At 47.3% G+C, this 19,545-nt stretch carries 11 protein-coding genes and 1 pseudogene; 7 read left to right on the top strand and 5 right to left on the bottom strand.

Annotated elements, in window-relative coordinates:
* Positions 1 to 75: 75 nt before the first annotated feature.
* Positions 76 to 3,636: a hypothetical protein gene (locus tag DN599_RS18315; RefSeq protein WP_110459035.1), complete on the top strand. Its 3,561-nt coding sequence runs from the start codon at positions 76 to 78 to the stop codon at positions 3,634 to 3,636.
* An 81-nt stretch (positions 3,637 to 3,717) separates the two neighbouring features.
* On the opposite strand, the gene DN599_RS18310 is transcribed toward DN599_RS18315, so the two are convergent.
* Both DN599_RS18310 and DN599_RS18305 read right to left on the bottom strand, forming a co-directional pair.
* Positions 3,718 to 4,044, bottom strand: coding sequence for a YkvA family protein (locus DN599_RS18310; RefSeq protein WP_110459034.1), 327 nt, complete (start codon positions 4,042 to 4,044; stop codon positions 3,718 to 3,720).
* A gap of 129 nt (positions 4,045 to 4,173) precedes the next feature.
* Positions 4,174 to 5,310 (bottom strand): annotated as a pseudogene (locus tag DN599_RS18305) (ISAs1 family transposase).
* 626 nt (positions 5,311 to 5,936) lie between these two features.
* Here DN599_RS18305 and speFL point away from each other — a divergent pair.
* The 4 genes from speFL to DN599_RS18280 all read left to right on the top strand — a co-directional run bounded on the left by speFL (position 5,937) and on the right by DN599_RS18280 (position 11,100).
* Positions 5,937 to 6,041, top strand: a complete 105-nt coding sequence (gene speFL / locus DN599_RS19120; RefSeq protein WP_110459032.1) for a leader peptide SpeFL — start codon at positions 5,937 to 5,939, stop codon at positions 6,039 to 6,041.
* A 279-nt stretch (positions 6,042 to 6,320) separates the two neighbouring features.
* The gene (gene speF / locus DN599_RS18290) at positions 6,321 to 8,483 is read left to right on the top strand and encodes an ornithine decarboxylase SpeF (protein ID WP_110459031.1); all 2,163 of its coding nucleotides are present in this window, start codon (positions 6,321 to 6,323) and stop codon (positions 8,481 to 8,483) included.
* Positions 8,484 to 8,541: 58 nt separating this feature from the next.
* Complete coding sequence (gene potE, locus DN599_RS18285) at positions 8,542 to 9,861, top strand: putrescine-ornithine antiporter (RefSeq protein WP_110459030.1); 1,320 nt, start codon at positions 8,542 to 8,544, stop codon at positions 9,859 to 9,861.
* Between the two features lie 84 nt (positions 9,862 to 9,945).
* On the top strand, positions 9,946 to 11,100 hold the full coding sequence (locus tag DN599_RS18280; RefSeq protein WP_110459029.1) for a porin: 1,155 nt from the start codon (positions 9,946 to 9,948) through the stop codon (positions 11,098 to 11,100).
* A 79-nt stretch (positions 11,101 to 11,179) separates the two neighbouring features.
* Here the strand turns inward: DN599_RS18280 and DN599_RS18275 are convergent, their stop codons facing one another.
* Positions 11,180 to 13,468 carry a YgiQ family radical SAM protein gene (locus DN599_RS18275; RefSeq protein WP_110459028.1) on the bottom strand — a complete coding sequence of 763 codons (2,289 nt, stop codon included), beginning with the start codon at positions 13,466 to 13,468 and terminating at the stop codon, positions 11,180 to 11,182.
* Positions 13,469 to 13,655: 187 nt separating this feature from the next.
* Complete coding sequence (locus tag DN599_RS18270; protein ID WP_110459027.1) at positions 13,656 to 14,054, bottom strand: MAPEG family protein; 399 nt, start codon at positions 14,052 to 14,054, stop codon at positions 13,656 to 13,658.
* Between the two features lie 222 nt (positions 14,055 to 14,276).
* Between DN599_RS18270 and DN599_RS18265 the strand changes: the two genes are divergently transcribed.
* Together DN599_RS18265 and DN599_RS18260 are read left to right on the top strand one after the other, a co-directional pair.
* On the top strand, positions 14,277 to 15,497 hold the full coding sequence (locus DN599_RS18265; RefSeq protein ID WP_110459087.1) for a threonine/serine exporter family protein: 1,221 nt from the start codon (positions 14,277 to 14,279) through the stop codon (positions 15,495 to 15,497).
* Between the two features lie 177 nt (positions 15,498 to 15,674).
* Positions 15,675 to 17,354, top strand: coding sequence for a BamA/TamA family outer membrane protein (locus DN599_RS18260; RefSeq protein WP_110459026.1), 1,680 nt, complete (start codon positions 15,675 to 15,677; stop codon positions 17,352 to 17,354).
* A 103-nt stretch (positions 17,355 to 17,457) separates the two neighbouring features.
* Here DN599_RS18260 and DN599_RS18255 read toward each other — a convergent pair whose 3' ends face one another.
* Entirely contained in the window at positions 17,458 to 19,299 is a 1,842-nt protein-coding gene (locus tag DN599_RS18255; protein WP_110459025.1) for an SLC13 family permease, read from the bottom strand.
* Positions 19,300 to 19,545: the final 246 nt, after the last annotated feature.

Here is a 19,545-nt window from a genome sequence, read left to right as displayed (position 1 = left end):
TATAGGGTAACAATGTAAAATCACTTCTTTACTCCGCTAAATTTTCCAACTTATTTCATTGAACAAGGCGTTAGAATGGACTCATTTCCAAAATCTCAGATCATCGAATTTGATCGCACTAGCATCAACAGTATCGAGCAAGCATTAACTGAGTATCAAGTCAGGCTAGATGCGCATCAAGCCTTTAACGATGGCCATTTTGATATCGCCTTCATGGATATCAGCTGTGGTCATAGACAACACCTGCAACTGGCAGATACGGCCCATGCCGCTTTAGTCATCAAAGCCCTCAATTTGACGCCTGATGGCGGCTATAACTTACAAGATACCGTCAGTGAAGAGAGCAGCCTGTATATTTCAGAAGCCATTCTATTCGGCCTCGCCCTCGAACATGACGCTCTTAAGCCGCAACTGCGCCGAACCGCGCAAGCCATAGTTGATTATGCGCGTTATGAGAATGACACCAGCGAAATGTGGGTCGATGATATGCGTGTCTTTGGCGCCGAAGCGCTATATATGTTGGCCCAACAAGATGCCGAAGACGCGGTTTATCTGGCACAATTTTTTATTCCCTATTGGGACGATGAGCACGCTACCGGTTATGAACACATGCTGCTCAGCCTTGTCAAGCAGCATGGCTGGTGCGAGGCTATCATGAAGGCATTCATTTGGTGTGACAATACCGCCTTCCGCTTTGCCTTCTACGGTAGTCACTGGGAGGCCACATCTGCGCAATATGAACCGCTAGGGGTATACCTGCAGCAAAATCCACAACACTACCCGCGCTTTATTGAATTAATTAAACAACGCTTTGCCGCGCAACCTATGCTTGCCTACTGCGAAAGTGAAGATCTCGACAGCCAAAATCCAATCTTGGCCATCTACCAAACTCTGTTCCCCGAGTTTTGTAGTTGGGAGGAGGATGAAAACGACATTGAGCTCGGACGTCACTTTATCCATGATAGCCTCGAGAATGAGGCAATGGATCTACAGCTTCAGTTACAAAACGAGCTCGACGGCCCACTGATGGTCTACGCCCAGAGTGTGTATCAACAACAGCAAGATGAACGTCTTTATGATGCCCGCAAGGAAGCACGGCAAGCGGAAATGGGCGGCATTCATATGCTAACCGACTTCATTGCCACCTTAGATAATGGCGAAGCCATACTGGAATATGTGGTACTCAATAAGCAGCCGAGTGTCCTTGATAGCCTTGCCCCCTTCGATATTTGGACACATTGTAAAACCCATGCACCGTCATTATACGATGCCATGGATGACGCCTGTTGGAATAGAGGCAGTCTGGAAAATCTGCGTGAAAACTTGCACGAGGTATTACGCGACCCCGCCAACGATCTACTCGAAGAGGAAGATACTTTCGTTAGGGTTGAATTCGAACATGGCCTCTTGTCAAAAGCCTTTGTTACCCCAGATAAAAACAGTGTCGACCACGTTAAGTCGGCTCATATCATGCTGAGATTTATTGATATTTTTTACCACTTGTTAGGCCAACAGCCCCTATCTTCCCAGTTGTGTGAAATGCTCACGGGTGAAGGCGGCTACCAGGCCGTGATGACCACCGAGGCCTATTTTGCCCGCTATGATCCTGACCCCAGCAGCGCACCCGGCGAGCTTAACAAGCACGAAAAACATAAGCTCGAACAGCTTATCAATAGCTTTTACGATTTAGATGACCCCGTCACCTCCACTATGTTGCAGCAGGCAGATCAGCTGTTCAGTCAACGCGCATGTTATGACACTAACCTATGGCATGAGGATAATCTCGGTACCGATGCACTCAAAGCCTACCTGCTAAAGCAAGATAGCGATAAGCAGATTAATGACAGTTATACCGCAGCGCTGCAAGCGGAATTAACCGGCGTATTCAAGCGCGCGTTAGCCTTACTGCTCGAGCGCGCCGAGATTCAGGGCCAAGGTCATCGTAAAGAGCTAGGATTTACCCCTGCTGAGCTCGAGCAGGTCAGCCATTTTTTCACAGCCGATGAGGCCGAGCTCAGTCAGCAAGGGATCATCGAACTCTTCGATCAACACCTACACAGAGACGAGGTGTGCCGCCGATCTGATCTCTACTTCCCTAAGATCAGTGACAAGCAGATCAGCTACCACTGCTTCAAAGACTATGACGATGATTATCAGCGTGTAGCGATTATCTGCTTCTGGTTGAAACAGTTGCCAATAGCACAGGCTCATATCGCCGAGCGGTTGTGGCAACTGTTAATCGCCATGGCGCCAATGAAGATGATCCGTCACATCAGCCGTCTCTATAGTGAGCATGATTACCGCTTACGGTTTGATAACCCCCTCGATGAGATTAATTTCTATGAGATGCTAAACCACCACGGTATCGCCGAAGATTATACTTTAGCGTTTCAGGTCGAGCAGTCCATCTACAGCTCACAACGTGAGAACGATTACCTTGCTTTAGTCGAACTGATGCAAGCCACGACCCCCAGCGCCCAAGCGGATACCAGCATGATGGGCGCAAGACAACGATCCCAAGCACAGGCGTTGCTGCGGGGACTCGATTATACCTATCAAAGCCATAAGCTGAATTTTCATCAGGATGTCTCGCTCAGATTCCCAGAACTTCCCTTTGCATTAGATGATGATTTTAGACAATGCTTGCGCCACTTTATCGCGCTGAACATCCAATCGTGGGAGAACGTGATTGCGCACACATTTGCCGCATCGACACTGTTTTTTGGCTTTATCGGCGATACCAATGATTTACCCAAGAAGCTGAGACTGCCCGTCAAGTTGCATCCACAGGCCGAGATCAGTCAATCTCGCCATTGCGATAACATGAGTTGGATTAATGTCACCATTGCCCAACGTGTTGGCGACGAGTTGCAACTGTTAGTTGTCGATAAAGCCTCTGCCGCCCAAGAGCAATTCTACTTCGGCGGCCAACTCCTGATCCTTGACAGCAAGGTAGATGCCAGCGCAGTGCTCCATGCTCTGCATCAGTTACCCGACTTAACACAGCGCCAACACATTATCGACAATACCCTCTGGTCTTACTTACAGGGGGAAACCCCCTATGAGGCGATCGCTCCCTTATTTAACGCATATTTATCTACAGAGACCACCGTTGGTGTCGACCAATATCGTTGCTATAGCGTGGGACAGTTTTTGTGGTGCATCGATGTTGACCGCCGTGAACGACTCATGTTGCTGCTGGCGAATCATAGCTACCGGGCTTACAAGATAATGATGGAGGAACTCGTCAAGGGCTATATGGATAGGCACGTACAAGAGGGCGCTATCGATTTGGCGACGCGCCTAACCCTCGATAGCGACGACTATGAAGATGACGCCTATCTGATGCTAACTGATTGGTTATTAAGCCATGATATTAAGCGTGAATTAATTGTGCTGTTTGCGATTAAAAACTATCACTCAGGCATGGGAGATCGCCTAGCGGCACTCGCCCGTGAAGGGACGCTCAAGCCGATATTGACTTATCTTCATGTGAGTAATCGCGCCGCCTTGGTGGATATCTTAGCCGAGCAAGCCGATGCGGCGACACTACTGACGATATTTAATGGCGATAAGTCACGTCAGGTACGTGACCGCCTCGCCGCAGTGAGTCCCACTGCGACCGTCGCCATATAAAATGCAGTCAGCACGCATATTCTGTGGCCACTGTGGTTAAAGATTCATGACCTTCAGGCTATGTTTGTCGATAGATTCGCGTTAATCAAACCAAGCGGCGGTTTTTTCTGCCGCTTGGCTTTTGACATGGTCATCGACATACAGACTCACCATGGTCAGCGCCGCGGCAAGCGCGCCTAAATCATCGGTAAAACCGACCAGAGGTGTCAGGTCGGGTATCGCATCTATGGGGGCGATAAAATACGCTAACGCACCAAAAATAATGGTCTTGGCCCATTTAGGGGTATCGGGACGCTGCGCTGCGTAGTAAAGCCATAACGCTTTTTCAATCACGTCTCGGCCAGCTTGCTTGGCAAACAGCTTCACTTTCTGCCAAAAACTCTCATCACTGTAATCTTGCTGTGTCATGCTCCCTCCTTTTAAACAGTGAGCTTAAATCTCATACTCATATCTGCACTCGATTCTAATCTAATAACGTTAACGGCATTTAGCCTTAATCAAACCAAGATTTTCATTCGAAGATCTACTAGGACGTCCTCATGAATGGTTAGGATTTAGCCATTGATGTAAATCGGCCACAAAGACTTGCTCCAAGAAGGCGGGTTTCATCATGCAGCGTTTCTGTTTCATCGGCACACTAATCTTGGTTGGCTCAGCCCTGAGCATGTTAAGTGCCATATGCCTTAACCCCACCAAGTTTTCAGCTGCATTTTCTCGGTAAATCTGACAAACATCTTCCCGCATACTCACATCTAAAATCAAGTGCATGGACTCAATACCCCAATGTGCTCGGATCGCATCTCCAGCCTGCTCTGGGGTCAGTTCTGCTGAGCTGATGTAGTAGCGATACTCCAACTCTGGCGCTTTACCCTTTGCTGTCCGGAGGTTTTCGACCATCACAATGCAGGTTAAATCACTCCAAGTTGAGAAGTCCCCCACTAAATCACTGGCGCTCAGTACATGGCATGTACGCGCTTCAACTCGGCTTTTCTGCTTCTCGATTTGCCAGGAGGTTTTCTCAATTGGAGTTCGTCGGTGTGGGGCGAAGACGGCATGTACCGCGACCTATAATTTGCCTTGACTGCCCTTAACCGCCAATAAGTAGTCTCCACCCTTGCTGATAATAGCCTTGGCTATCTTGGTCTGACAGGCCATCGCATCAATCGTCACGATGGCACCTCGCAAGTCGAGCATCTTGAGCAATGCCGGAATCGCGGTAATTTCATTGCTCTTATTATCGGTTTTAAGTTAGCCCTATACGAGTTGATTGGCGCTGGCGTAGACACTCACCATATGGATGGTGCTTTGCCTGTCGTTTCTGTCATAGGATCCGCGCAAGGTCTTATCATCAATGGCTACCACTTCACCACAGGTAAGTTTGTGTACGGCTTTCATCCAAGCTAGAAAGCATTCGCGAAATTCAGCAGGATCGATGTTCGCAATCAAACGGGCAAAAGTATCATCAACAGGCACGCTATTTTCAAACAAGCCCTGCTTAAGGAACCATTCATGATGACCAAGAACGTATTCTCGAATGTCAGTCCAGCCTTGACCTCAGGCTATCACGGCACAGATAGAGCCAAACAAAATATCAAACAGTGGGTAATCGGCTTTTGCGCTTTGTCACTCGTCACGGATGATGGTGAAATGCACTTTGATGGTATCTATGTTCATGGCTACTCCTCAAAAGAGGAGCATAAGATCACAGTCGGATGGTTAGGTCAACTTTGGACTGAAAATGTTCATGATCTTGCCCTGGAAGATCTACTTGTTGTAGCTCAACTAAATTGCAGGAGGTTATTTGTAGGCAAGCAATACTTTTGGAGAATAAAAACATACTTTATGAATACGCAAATCTTAAACCACAAGAACAAACCAAAATAAAACAAACAAACAAACAAAACCACAACAATAACACGATGCAAATCAACAAATCATCTAGTCCGTTATTGAGAAATAAAAAACATTAGTTTCATATTTGGAAAATAAAAAGAAGGAAAGCGGAATAAGAAAGTGATAACAAAAAAATAAAAAGGCGGGAATAGTGAATAACAACCAGATAAATCGCGACAAACTGAATATATAAGGCACGAGTTAAGAATAACCATTCGCACAAGTTAATTTGGAACATTATATTTAAGAAATTAAAGTTATTACAAAAAATAATTTTTGAAATTCTTTTTCTACACAGGATTAAAAATCAGACACAGCTCAAACTTTTACCTTGATTACAGTTGTAAAATCTATTCCGAAAGTAAACGTAATAATCTTTTTCTCTAAATAATTAATGGAGCAGTAATATGAAGAGAAAATCTAAAATCATGGCGCACATAAGGCGAACTAGACATATCATGATGCCAAGCCAACGCGACTACTTCGACTACTCTTTCTACACCTCCCTATAGTTCTTTACTGTAGTTGGTGGGCGAATGCTTTCGCCTAGCTCAATTACAGCCTCAATACACATTCAAATTAAACACTATTTTTAGTGCAGGACACCTGTAACTAAAGCTTATTCGGCAGCGCCGCAATTCCACGTCAAACTGGAAGAGCCAACCCTATCGAATCGTAGCTTGTCGTTATTAAAGCCTGCACCAGGGCATAGTTATATCTTTAATTTAATATCAAATAGATTATTTGTTTGGTACGGGCCCTGCTATCTATTTTTTATATTAAGGTTTTTTATGAAATCACTTAAAATCGCAGCAAGTTTGTCTGTTCAATCATGTTTTGATACAAAAAGAGATGTTATTGATGTTTTAAATACCGACTTTTGTGACGTTGGCGCAGCGGTATTATCTGTTGCTGACGTAAGACAAGGTGTTGTTGATAAAATAAAAGAAACGGGGTTGAAACTACCAATATTTGTTTCAGTTTGTTGTGAAGAAACTTTTCCAGATGATATTTGCTCATCAATCACTGGTGTATTTGAACTCTGCGGAAATAATACCGACTTCTACGGAAAGCAAGTCGAAACCGCAGTTAAAAAATATGAAGAAGCATTGTTACCACCTTTCTTTGGTACATTGAAAAAATATGTAGAAATGGGCAACTCGACATTCGCTTGCCCTGGTCACCAGGGGGGACAATTCTTCCGTAAACACCCTGTTGGGCGCCAGTTCTTCGACTTTTTTGGCGAGACGGTATTTAGATCTGACATGTGTAATGCCGACGTTAAACTTGGCGATCTATTAATTCATGAAGGCGCACCAAATGATGCCCAAAAATATGCAGCTAAGGTTTTTAACGCCGATAAAACATATTTTGTTTTAAACGGAACATCTTCATCAAATAAAGTCGCCACTAACGCATTACTTGCAAAAGGTGATTTAGTATTATTCGATCGAAATAACCATAAATCTAACCACCACGGCGCACTGATTCAAGCGGGTGCAACCCCTATTTATTTAGAAACCGCACGTAACCCATTTGGTTTTATCGGTGGTATCGATGCTCACTGTTTTGATGAACGTTATCTACGTGAACAAATTCGTCAAACCGCCCCAGAACGTGCCGACGAAGCTCGTCCTTTCCGCTTAGCGATCATCCAGCTAGGAACCTATGACGGCACCATCTATAACGCACGCCAAGTCGTTGATAAAATTGGTCATCTTTGTGACTACATTCTTTTCGATTCCGCTTGGGTCGGTTATGAGCAATTTATCCCAATGATGAATGACTGCTCACCATTGTTACTCGAACTAACGCCCGATGATCCTGGGATCATCGTGACTCAGTCGGTACATAAGCAACAAGCCGGTTTCTCTCAAACCTCACAAATTCACAAAAAAGATAAACATATCAAAGGCCAAGATAGATATTGTAACCATAAGCGTTTCAATAACGCCTTCATGATGCATGCTTCTACCAGCCCATTTTATCCACTGTTTGCCGCACTAGATGTCAATGCCAAAATGCACGAAGGTGCAAGTGGTCGCTACCTGTGGCGCGAAGCGGTTAAGGCCGGCATCGAAGCTCGTAAATTACTACTGAAGAAGTGCAAATATATCAAACCATTTGTGCCAACCATGATCGACGGTCGTTTATGGCAAGATTATGAAACCGAACAGATGGCTGACGATCTGCGTTTCTTCGAGTTTGAACCAGGTCAAAAATGGCACTCATTTGAAGGCTATGAGAAGGGACAATATTTCATAGATCCTTGTAAATTCCTGTTAACCACACCGGGTATCGATGCCGAAACCGGAAACTATACCGAATTTGGTATTCCAGCAACAATCTTGGCTAATTTCCTCCGTGAAAACAACATCATTCCAGAGAAGTGCGACTTAAACTCAATCCTCTTCCTAATGACGCCAGCGGAAGATATGGCCAAGATGCAACACTTAGTCTCGCAAATTTCACGCTTTGAAAAACTTGTCGACGAAGATGCACCACTAGCCGAAGTACTGCCTAACGTTTACGACGCCAACAAGGCAAGATACCAAGGTTACACCATCCGTCAACTCTGCCAAGAGATGCACGATCTTTATGTCAGCCGCGATGTTAAGCAGCTGCAAAAAGAGATGTTCCGCCAACAACACTTCCCTAAAGCCGTAATGAACCCTCAAGAAGCCAACATTGCCTTCATTCAAGGCAAGGCCGAACTCGTGCCCTTGTCTCAAATTGAAGGCCGTATCGCGGTTGAAGGTGCGTTGCCATATCCACCTGGGGTGCTTTGTATGGTTCCAGGTGAAGTATGGGGCGGTGCGGTACAACGCTACTTCTTAGCATTAGAAGAAGGCATAAACCTGCTACCTGGGTTCTCGCCAGAGCTACAAGGGGTTTACCTCGAAGAAACCGATAACGGTCGTGTTCAAGCACTCGGCTATGTATTGAAAAACTAACCCCCTTCACGCAGAGAGCCTTGCGCTCTCTGCGTAACAACTGATTTAGGTAACTATTATGAGCAAATCAAATAACAAAATTGGTGTAGTACAACTCACCATTCTCACCATAGTGAATATGATGGGTTCTGGCATCATCATGCTTCCAACCCAATTGGCGCAAGTGGGTACCATCTCTATTTTATCTTGGCTAGTCACTGCTGCAGGTTCAACTGCACTGGCCTATGCATTCGCTAAATGCGGTATGTTTAGCAAGAAATCGGGCGGTATGGGCGGTTATGCCGAATATGCCTTCGGTCGTAACGGTAACTTTATGGCCAACTATACCTATGCGGTATCACTACTGATCGCTAACGTGGCTATTGCTATTTCAGCAGTCGGTTACGGCGCTGTGATGTTAGAGGTCGAAATGAGCCCAATCGCCATCTGTCTGGCGACGATTGCCGTACTTTGGCTCACCACTATCGCTAACTTCGGCGGTGCACGCATTACCGGTCAAGTCAGTAGCGTAACGGTTTGGGGTATCATCATCCCTGTGATCGGTGTGTCATTGATTGGTTGGTTCTGGTTCGATGTTGACATGTATACCGGCGCTTGGAACCCGCATGATCTGCCTTTCTTCGATGCACTAGGTGGTTCTATTGCGATGACACTATGGGCCTTCCTTGGTCTAGAGTCTGCTTGCGCTAACTCAGAAACCGTCGATAACCCAGAGAAGAACGTACCTATCGCCGTATTGGGCGGTACTATCGGTGCGGCTATCATCTACATCATCTCTACTAACGTCGTTGCGGGTATTGTTTCCAATGAAGCACTTGCCGCCTCTAACGCTCCCTTCGGCCTAGTATTTGCTGAAATGTTCAACCCAACTATCGGTAAAATCGTAATGGGTTGTGCGGTTCTTTCTTGTACCGGTTCTCTATTAGGTTGGCAGTTCACCATCGCACAGGTCTTCAAGTCCTCTGCCGATGAAGGTTTCTTTCCAAAAGTATTCTCTAAACTGAACAAGTCTGAAGCGCCAGTTGCCGGTATGACCATCATAGTCATGATCCAGTCAGTACTGTCACTGATGACCATCAGCCCGACGTTGAACAAGCAGTTTGAAGCGCTTGTTAACCTAGCGGTTGTAACCAACATCATTCCTTACATCCTGTCTATGGCGGCCCTTGGCGTGATGCAAAAGCAACTCAAGGTCCCAGCTCACAAGGCACGTGTATCTAACATCATTGCGGTTATCGGTGCCTTATATAGCTTCTATGCCCTATATAGCTCAGGTGAAACGGCAGTAATGCTAGGTTCCATCTGTACCTTCTTCGGTTGGACCATCTATGGCGTGATTTCTAACAAGGCACATAAAGCCGAAATGAGAGCCGCTTAATCACTAGGCACCACCATTACCAAACCCTATGTGTGGTGCCTCCTTTTCTAACAATATTGTTATGAGTCAATTTAAGGTGACATGATGAAAAAGACCTGTCTTGCTTTGGCGATCCCAATGCTGCTTGCAGCCACCAGTGCCAACGCTATTGAACTCTATAAAAATGAAAAAAACACGCTCAACATGAGCGGTTGGCTAGGATTTGCAACCCTAAATGACAGCCACGAAACCTCAGTGATCGACGACTCCTCTCGCATCTGTTTTCGCTTCGACCGTAGCGAAAAAAATGGATGGAGTAGCTTCGCCGTTACCGAATGGGGTATCAACATGGTGAAAGGCGAAGACAGCTTAGTGCTAGAAGGCGGTAAGCTCGCATCGGAGAAAGATGATGACTTTCTCTATAATCGTCTCGGTTATGTCGGCCTAAGTCATGATAAATGGGGGAGTTTGAGTTTTGGTAAGCAGTGGGGTGCCTATTATGATGTGGCTGGTACTACAGATCTACCAAACGTGTTTGCAGGCTACTCTGTCGGCGCCTATACCTTTGGTGATGGTGGCTTAACGGGTACGGGACGCGCAGATTCCGCGTTCCAATACCGTAATTCATTCGGCTCGCTCGATATTGCCTTACAGTATGCCGCAAAAACTAATGGCGATATTGCGCTAAAAAATGCTGATGGTTCAACAATGAACAACTCCGAACTCAGCTTCGATAATAGCTATGGTACAAGTGTCACTTACAGCGTTACCGATAAGTTTAAACTACTCGCAGGCTTTAATCGCGGCGACTTCGATGGCCATTTAGACAATATCGCCATCGATGAAACCAACGAAATTATAGGTATCGGTGCCATGTATGGCGACTATTATCATTACGCTGATAATCGTGAGGCTAGCGGTCTATATGTTGGCTTCAACACTCATCAAAGTAAGAATAATGAGCTTGTCGGCGGAGAATTATACGATGCTACAGGTGCGGAGCTGATGGTCGCCTATCAATACGACAAAGGCTTTGTCCCTATGGCGGTACTAACTTACCTAGATCTAGACACTGATGCGACAAGCACCATTCAGGGTAAGTGGACTCGCCAGTTTGCAATGATCGGTCTGCACTATCGCTACAGCAATGACACAGTGATGTTTGCCGAAGCCAAACTAGACTTCAGCAGCATGGACGATGCGGCTTTAGAAGCGCAAGAAGAGAACGGTTTTGCGGTAGGGATCAACTACTTCTTCTGATGCACCCATTAGCAAATTATTTTGCTACGCCAGGCCACGCAAATGGAATTTACAGCGTGGCCTTTTTTAGCTTCAAAACTTATCTTTGATGTTTAGGCGTGGTGCCCCAGGCGTTTTTCACTGGACGTTTAGCGCCCTTGCCTGCTGAACTCGGCTTACCCCCACCTTGCTTATTAGTTGAGGCTTTGCCCACTGATTTTGGCTTATCAGAAGATGTGGCCTTACCTTTTCTGTCATCAAATTGGTTTGCCGAAAAACGGGTGACCGCTTTTTTACCCGCAGGGGTTTTACCACCAACGGCTTTGGCCAATAAGCCTTGGCGCTCTTGACGCGTTTCAGCTGGCACTAAGCAATTTAAGCCACCGCCAATTAAGTGTTCTTTGCCCATCTTAACCAAGGCTTCACGGATCATTGGCCAGCCAGCAGGGTCATGGTAACGCAGCAAGGCTTTATGCAGCTTACGTTGACGACCGCCCTTGGGTACTTGGACGGTTTCGCTGGTATGTTTCACATTTTTAAGTGAATTGAGCTCTGTATGATAAATGGTGGTGGCGTTCGCCATCGGCGACGGATAAAAGTTTTGCACCTGATCTAGCTTAAATTTTTGCCCTTTAAGCCACAACGCCAAGTTCACCATATCTTCATCTGTGGTGCCTGGATGCGCCGAAATAAAATAGGGGATCAAATACTGCTTCTTGCCCGCCTCAGCCGAATACTTATCAAACAGTTCTTTAAACTTGTCGTAAGTGCCCATGCCGGGTTTCATCATCTTATTGAGCGGCCCCTCTTCGGTATGCTCGGGGGCAATTTTAAGATAACCGCCCACATGATGACTGGCTAACTCTTTGACATAACGAGGATCTTCTGTGGCTAAGTCGTAACGCACACCCGAAGCAATAAGCACTTTTTTAATGCCCGGCACGTCACGGGCGGCGCGATACAGATCGATCGTCGCCTGATGGTCGGTGTCCAGATGACCACAAATGGCCGGGAACACACAGGATAAACGGCGACAGGTCTTTTCGGCTTTTTCGCTCTTACAGCCTAAGCGATACATGTTAGCCGTTGGCCCACCCAAGTCAGATATCACCCCAGTAAAACCGGGCACCTTCTGCTGAATATCTTTGATCTCTTTAATAATAGAGTCTTGCGAGCGGCTCTGAATAATTCGCCCTTCATGCTCAGTAATAGAGCAGAACGAGCAGCCACCAAAGCAACCACGCATAATATTAATCGAGGTCTTGATCATGTCATAAGCGGGGATCTTGGCATCGCCATAGACAGGATGCGGTACCCGTTGATAGGGCAGATCAAATACGCCATCCATCTCATCGGTGTTTAATGGCCATGCTGGCGGATTGACCCAAATCGCGCGCTCGGCGTGAGTCTGAAATAGGGCACGGGCACAACCGGGATTTTGCTCTTGATGCAAAATACGTGATGCATGGGCATAGAGAAACTTATCTTCGGCAACCTTTTCATAGCTGGGCAGCAACACATAGGTATTTTCCCAAGGCTTAGGCCGAGGTGGCTGCACTGAAATAGCCTTGGGCGCATCGTTGTCGAACACCTTAACATCGCTCGGCCCTGACAGATTTTGACAGCCCACATCGTCGGCACCATAAGGATTAGGAATAGGATCGATTTTATGCAACTGATCTATCTTGCGTGAATCCATGCCCTTCCAACCCGGCAGTGGCTCCTTACGAATCACTGTGGTGCCGCGCACATCATGGATCTCACTAATAGGCTCACCCGCCGCTATGCGGTGCGACAACTCAACCAGCGGACGTTCGGCGTTGCCGTAGACTAAGATATCGGCTTTGGCATCGAGAATGACTGAGCGGCGCACTTTATCTGACCAATAGTCATAATGGGCGATACGGCGCAAGCTCGCCTCGATGCCACCAATGACGACGGGCACTTGCTTAAAGGCTTCTTTGCAGCGCTGGGTATAAACGGTGACGGCGCGATCGGGGCGCTTACCGCCAATATTCCCTGCGGTATAGGCATCATCATGACGCAGGCGACGCTCGGCAGTGTAACGGTTGATCATCGAGTCCATGTTGCCTGCAGTCACGCCGAAATAGAGGTTAGGCTTGCCTAACTTCATGAAGTCATTTTTATTCGACCAATCAGGCTGGGAGATAATGCCAACGCGAAATCCCTGCGCCTCAAGCATACGGCCGATAACGGCCATACCAAAGCTGGGGTGATCCACATAGGCATCACCTGTGACAATAATAATGTCACATGAATCCCAGCCCAGTTTATCCATCTCTTTGCGAGACATAGGCAAAAAAGGTGCCGCCGGTTCGGTACGGCCCAAATACTTGGGATGTGTAAATAACGTGGATTCAACCTGCATGAATAATACTGCCTAACTATCAAACCAATAAATAAGTGTAGTCACTTAGGGAGCTGCCCCAATTGACCTTGTCATTTGCGCCAATTACAGCAATGATGCAACGCTCGCGGCGCAACATCAAAAAGGACGCGGAGTATAACAGCTCCCCCCTCATTATTGCGACCAAAAAAGCAGCAATCTGGTAATATTATGCGCCGATAATAAAATAGCCAATATTAACCACAGATAGCGTAAGGATAACGATCCAGGTCAATAACACTCCCCAAAACCGCCCAACATGATACCCCCCTTGCCCCAAGGTTAACCCTAGCGCATGCAGTACTCTGGCAAGCAGCCAAATTAGCCCTAAAAAATGCAAATAACCATGAGGCAACCCGTTCAGTTCAGCCACCAGCAATAAGATAAGCGCCATAGGCGCATGCTCAATCAGATTACCATGTACTCGGTTGGCAAGCCGCAATGTGGGCTGGTCATCTACCCCTAAACCAACCTTTAAACGCCGCCTTAACTTCACCACACGCAGCGCAAAATAGACCGCCATGATGGCGGTTAATCCGATATATAAACTGGATACTGTGACCGACATTGTCTCTCCTTGATGCTGTGGTTGACACTGTTATCGCGCCACAGCTGTTTTACGAGTAAGTTGCTGAACGCAGCAATTGTAAACCCAAGGTTAACATTAGATGACCCACACAGGTGATGCGCATTAAAAAAACACCAAGCCGTTAACCTTTTTAACTTAAGATAGGGTAAGATGCGCTCGCTCGAGCACTCCCCATCAGCTTTATCATCACGGAACACGCAATTGGATAGCGAAGAATTTATAGAGAAGCGCAAGTTTATCATTAAGTTAGGTAAGTATTTGCATAAATTTGGCACCCCTGCTTACCGCTTAGAATCTCACCTTCAGACCATCTCTAAATTATTAGGCATTGAGGGATATTTCCTGATATCACCGACGTCGATGACCTTTGTGTTACAGCATGATGCCGACCAAGAATATAACCATGTGGCCCGAGTCAAGCCTGGCGATCTCGATTTAGGCTCGCTAGCGCGAACCGATGAGCTGGTTGGCGAGCTCGTTTCCGGTCAGCGCACCTTGCAAGAGGCCACCGAAAGACTCGAAGAGATTGCTAACAAACCCAGCCCTTACGGCACCCTATTGACCTTATTGGCCTTTGGGTGCTCGGCAGGCGCCTTTGCCATGCTAATGGGCACCAGTTGGCATGACGTATTTTGGTCGGCCACCTTGGGCTTTATGGTGTATGGCCTTGTTTACCGCGCCGAGCACTCGACACGTATTGCCGAAGCCCTAGAACCCTTGGCGGCCATCTTGTGTGCCATCGTCGCCTGCGGCATCGCCTATTTCGACCCCTTCATTAATATTCCGGTGGTGATTCTCTCCGGCATTATTATCTTTGTCCCCGGGCTGGCGTTAACACTGGGCTTAGCCGAATTGGCGGCGCGGGATTTAATTTCGGGCACAGCGCGGATCATGGACGCGTGCATGCTGCTGTTTAAGCTCTATTTTGGCGCCATCTTTGGCATGGTGATTGGCTCGGCAATTTTTGGTGAAACCATCTATTTCGAACCCGATCCCTTGCCTCGCTGGGCCATTTGGTCAGCGGTCCCCATCTTGTCCATGGCATTGGTCATCATCTTCAAGGCACGTTTAAAAGATGCCGCTTGGGGGGTGTTTGCCGGTATTATCGCCTTCTTTTCGGCCATGCTTGCGGGGATCTATTTAGGTGAATCTATCGGCATTTTTTTTGGCGCCTTGGCGGTCGGGATCTATTCCAACTTATATGCTCGTTGGATGAAGGCTCCCGCCTCCATTGCCCTACTGCAGGGGATCGTTATCTTGGTGCCGGGCAGTAAAACCTATATTGGTCTCAATACCCTCATATTGGGTGAAACCATGCTTAACCAATCGCATATTGGCTCGCAAATTTTCTTAATTTTTATGTCACTGATCGCCGGACTCATATTTGCCAACGTCGCTGTACCACCGCGCGGAACCCTATAATCTACGCACTATGCTGATGCAATACGGCGCATGCATCAGCATTTGCGTAAATAAAATCATTACCTTATTTCAATTCCCAGCTTGACTAATACTGACACTGGGTGTGTTATTTAAATGTATCTTTATTGTAAGTCATGGGTACTTTGATCATCACATAACAATAAGGTGGGTCGCTCCATGCCATATGTCGCTCGCTATCTCGCGCTATTAAGTTACCTCCTGCTAGCCCCACTGCATGCGGCGACCTCCCCTGAGCCGACATCTGCGCCAACTAATACCCAAGCAGGATTAGCCAACACAGCACAAACAGATCTCCAAACGGTAAAAACCCCGATCAACAATATCGTTGTCGTCAGCCATGCTATCTTCGATGAGTCCGATCCCGAGGCTTTTTTTATTCACCGCTGGGCCAACTATCTGCACATCAATACGCGCGAGTCGACCATACTCAGCAAGCTCAGCTTCGACGCTGCCGATCAGGTGTCACAACAAGATATTGAAGAAGCGCAGCGCATCTTAAGGTACGAGCCTTACATCCGCGATGCCCAGATAACATTTGCGCAGCCCGATCCCGATGCGGATCCAACAGGCCCAGGGAAAACAATATTAGTGCAAACGTGGGATAACTGGTCGCTACTGCCCACATTTAGCGCCAGTAGAAGTGGTGGTGAGAGTAAATTTTCTATCGGTATTAAAGAAGATAACTTACTCGGTTACGGTATTCGTACTCGTTTGAAATACAAATCCAGCACCGATCGCAGCGGCTACCAGCTGGCCTTTCAAGCGCCCATGGATAACTGGATAAGACGCGCCACTCTCTCTGTCAACTTTTACGACAACAGCGATGGTGAGGCGGCCATGGTTGATTTTACCAAGCCATTTTATACTCTCGATGATACCGACATGTACTCAGGCCGTTATATCAATGATTTGCGAACCGATACCCTGCGCCAAAATGGGGTCGATGTGAATCAATTTGAGCATCAGATCAATTTCAATAATGTCCAGTATGGTTGGCGCCTAAACAAGGAAAATGACTGGCGTTCTCGTGTGCTGGTGGGGGTCACCCAAGATCAACATAGCTTTGAGCATATCGCCGAATTTACCGATGCGCCGCTGCCACAAGACAGAGATTACCTCTATCCCTGGATAGGCTATCACTACCTGCAAGATGATTTTAAGGTGCTCAACAATGTTTACCTTATCAACTATAACGAAGACATTAATCTCGGTTGGCAACATTATGTCAGTCTTGGTATCGAGACCCAAGACACCGATGACAACTCCCCAGTGGGCTACCACATCAACTGGCGATCATCTCGGGGTTACCAAAGCGATACTCAACTACTGCTGATGAACATCGATGGCGAAGGCGTGTTTGCCACCAGCCAACCCGACTATTTTAAGGTGAGTACGACAGCGGAATATTTTTATCAAATGTCGCCAAAGTGGACCGCTTACGCAAAAATGCGCCTGAGCGCCTCACAAAATAACTATCTAGATCAAACCTTTGCCCTAGGTGACAACACTGGAGTGCGTGGCTACCCAAATGATTACCAGCATGGCGATAATCAATGGTTGGTGACCGCCGAAATTCGTAACTATCCCAATATTAATCTGTATCAACTGGCCGAACTGGGCTGGGCGGTGTTTAGTGATTATGGTCATGCCACTGGCGGAACCGACCAAGATAATGAAGAGTCCGGCCCCATAGGTAGCTTTGGCATTGGTGCCCGCATTTACTCGTCGCGATCCAGTTACGGCAGTGTGGCTCATATCGATTTATCAGTGCCCTTTACCAGTGGCGCCGACGTCAACAGTTGGGAATGGCGCTTTCAAGTAAAACAGCACTTTTAACGGCTAAAGGCATCGCCAGCGTATAAACCTTCAAGGTGATTGCCATAGCGATGCGATAAATAGCGACGTTATCACCAAAGCGACATGACTACGATAACTACCCCTACAGTGGCCACACCATAAGCAGTAACGGTAAGCTTATCGCCACGACTAACAACTCTAGCGGCAATCCCATTTTCCAATAATCACCAAAGCGAAATCCCCCCGGCCCTAAGATTAAGGTGTTATTTTGATGCCCAATCGGGGTCAAAAAAGCACACGAGGCGCCGATAGCGACCGACATCAAAAAGGAATCTGGATTCACCCCTAGCTGGCTGGCGGTACTGATGGCAATGGGGCACATTACCGCAGCCGTGGCCGCGTTATTCATAAAATCCGACAGGCTCATAGTGATAACCAGTATCAAACCCAAGGCAACGACTGGATGACCCTGTGCAAAATTATCGAGCAACGCCTTAGCGAGCAGATCGGCCGCACCAGTCGATGCGGTGACACTTGCAACAGGAATAAGCGCCCCAAGCAAGACGATAACCGACCAATCAACCGCATCGTAGGCGCTCTGCAGCGGTACTATGTTCAGCGCCATATAGGCTAGTACGCCCAAAGCAAACGAGATAGCCGTTGGGATTAAGCCCGTTGCCGCGCCAGTGACAGCCAACACCATAATAAACAATGCCAGCATGACTCTTTTGGTCACTATGATCCCAATCGCACGCTGAGCTAAGGGCATGCAACCTAAACTAGCGGCAAAATCACTTATCGCTTCGAGTTCTCCCTGCATCAGCAACACATCGCCCGCTTCGATGCGCGTTAATCGTAACCGCTTTATCGAACGCCGCCCCCGCCGAGAAATCGCCAGTAAATTAACGCCATAGCGTCCTCTTATCTGCAGCCCCTTTGCGGTTCTACCACTGATGGCCGATCGCGGCATCACCACTAATTCCTGCAACACTATATCATCCGATTCTGACTCTTTTTTTACCTCAGCAGGGGCTTCGTCGGCGCTGTCAACTTCGGCCGATTCAGACTGATTTGTCTTATCGACCTTAGGCGGTATGCGATCTTCCACTAATTTAAATTCAAACTTGGACAGCACCTGTGACAGCGACTCAGGCTCGGCCTCGATAATCAGAATATCGCCAGCACGTAAAATTCTCGACTGACTCGGGGCAGACACCCTAAATGCATTGCGAACCAAGCCCACGACCTGAGCATCGGTCTCATCCATCTCATGATCAATTTGGCGTAAAGATTTACCCAGCGACTGACTGCCCTCTTCAACCCGCACCTCAGCAAGATAGGTCCCTGTGTCGAAACTGCTGCCAGCCGCCTGTTTGCGCGATGGCACCAAACGCCAACCAATAAGCGCCACAAACACTACGCCCACCACCGCCACGGTTAACCCTACTGGTGTAAAGTCAAACATGGCAAAACCTTGGGAACCTGTCTCGGCGCGAAAGCCAGACACTATGATGTTAGGTGGCGTACCGACGAGGGTCGTCATGCCCCCTAAAATCGTACCAAAAGCCAGTGGCATCAACACTCGTCCCGGTGGCAGTGATAACTTAGTGGCCACTTGTATGGCCACCGGCATCAACAACGCCATCGCGCCGACATTATTCATAAAAGCACTGAACAAGGCGCCTATGCTCATAAGTACAGTGATCATCACTGTGGGGCTGTCGCTGGAGGGCAACATTTTTTGCATCATGGCATCCACCGCACCAGAGAGCTGCAGCCCTTTACTTAACACCAACACGCAAGCCACAGTGATCACCGCTGGATGACCAAAACCTAAAAAAGCTTCTTCAGGGCGGAGTAAACCCAGTAACACACACCCAAGCAACGCCGCCATTGCCACCAGATCATGCCGCCAACGCCCCCAGATAAATAGGATAACGGTTACGGCAAGGACAAGAAAAATCAGCATCTGTGGCTGGGTCATACTCATGGCCTACACAATTTTTTAGGTAGCTCAATAACAGTTGATATTCCTACTTTTAGCAAGCCTGAGTGTTCACAAAAACAACCTAACCCAAGGCGCGCACACACCAGCAAACATTGTGTTGCATCATGGTTCTAGCGGCTTTTAACCTGTCTCTCATGGGGTATGAGGCAAGCGTGTCATTGAGAGGCGATAAACCATTGTTATGTCATTGCACCAGCGACCTAAGCCAGATTAATACCTATT

This window comes from Shewanella algidipiscicola, from assembly GCF_900380485.1.
GTDB classification, from domain to species: Bacteria; Pseudomonadota; Gammaproteobacteria; order Enterobacterales; family Shewanellaceae; genus Shewanella; species Shewanella algidipiscicola.
Note: the sequence above shows the minus strand (reverse complement) of the source record. Positions and strands in the feature narration are given on the sequence as shown.

What these genes read in the sequence shown, in the direction of transcription:
- DN599_RS18315 (WP_110459035.1), top strand. Translation starts at nt 76, where the DNA reads ATGGACTCATTTCCAAAATCTCAGATCATCGAATTTGATCGCACTAGC.
- DN599_RS18310 (WP_110459034.1), bottom strand. Translation starts at nt 4,044, where the DNA reads ATGACACAGCAAGATTACAGTGATGAGAGTTTTTGGCAGAAAGTGAAG.
- speFL (WP_110459032.1), top strand. Translation starts at nt 5,937, where the DNA reads ATGAAGAGAAAATCTAAAATCATGGCGCACATAAGGCGAACTAGACAT.
- speF (WP_110459031.1), top strand. Translation starts at nt 6,321, where the DNA reads ATGAAATCACTTAAAATCGCAGCAAGTTTGTCTGTTCAATCATGTTTT.
- potE (WP_110459030.1), top strand. Translation starts at nt 8,542, where the DNA reads ATGAGCAAATCAAATAACAAAATTGGTGTAGTACAACTCACCATTCTC.
- DN599_RS18280 (WP_110459029.1), top strand. Translation starts at nt 9,946, where the DNA reads ATGAAAAAGACCTGTCTTGCTTTGGCGATCCCAATGCTGCTTGCAGCC.
- DN599_RS18275 (WP_110459028.1), bottom strand. Translation starts at nt 13,468, where the DNA reads ATGCAGGTTGAATCCACGTTATTTACACATCCCAAGTATTTGGGCCGT.
- DN599_RS18270 (WP_110459027.1), bottom strand. Translation starts at nt 14,054, where the DNA reads ATGTCGGTCACAGTATCCAGTTTATATATCGGATTAACCGCCATCATG.
- DN599_RS18260 (WP_110459026.1), top strand. Translation starts at nt 15,675, where the DNA reads ATGCCATATGTCGCTCGCTATCTCGCGCTATTAAGTTACCTCCTGCTA.
- DN599_RS18255 (WP_110459025.1), bottom strand. Translation starts at nt 19,299, where the DNA reads ATGACCCAGCCACAGATGCTGATTTTTCTTGTCCTTGCCGTAACCGTT.